Origin of the sequence: Streptomyces sp. CLV115 (genome assembly GCF_038448545.1) — a bacterium.
Taxonomy (GTDB): domain Bacteria; phylum Actinomycetota; class Actinomycetes; order Streptomycetales; family Streptomycetaceae; genus Streptomyces; species Streptomyces sanglieri.
In genome coordinates, this window is record NZ_JBCEWQ010000372.1 from 1 (window position 1) to 537 (window position 537).

Annotated in this window: 1 pseudogene; it reads right to left on the reverse strand. The window is 69.8% G+C overall.

The window, feature by feature from the left end:
* Positions 1 to 524: pseudogene (locus tag AADR41_RS42200) on the reverse strand (IS5 family transposase); the annotation flags it as partial.
* Between the last annotated feature and the right edge of the window lie 13 nt (positions 525 to 537).

The following is a 537-nucleotide window of genomic DNA, read 5'->3' on the forward strand; positions in this document are numbered from 1 at the left end:
GTCCGGTCGCCGTCTCGGCCGGCCGACCAGGCCGGCGACGGACGGGACCTTCGCCGGCAGGGGCATCAGCTGGGTAACATCGTTGCGGTTTCCGCCGGTCAACGACACCGCGAGCGGGATGCCCTGCTCGTCGACGAGGACGTGGTGCTTGCTGCCCGGACGTGCTCGGTCGACCGGGCCGGGCCCGCTTTTGGGCCGCGTCGAGCGGCCCGGACATGGCTGGAGTCGATCACCGCCCTCGACCAGTCCAGCTGCTTTGCCAAGCGCAGCTTCGTCAGCAGGACCGCATGAAGCCGGTCCCAGACACCGGCCTCGTTCCACGCGGCAAGCCGCCGCCAGCACGTCATGCCGGACCCGAACCCGAGCTCCTGGGGCAGGTACTCCCACTGGATCCCGGTGTGGAGCACGACCAGAATCCCGCACAGAGCCTGCCGGTCAGGCACCCGAGGCCGCCCCGCCGCCAGCTTCGGCGCCGAAACCGGCAACAACGGCTCGATCAGCAACCACAGTTCGTCCGAAACGATCCACGGTCGGGAG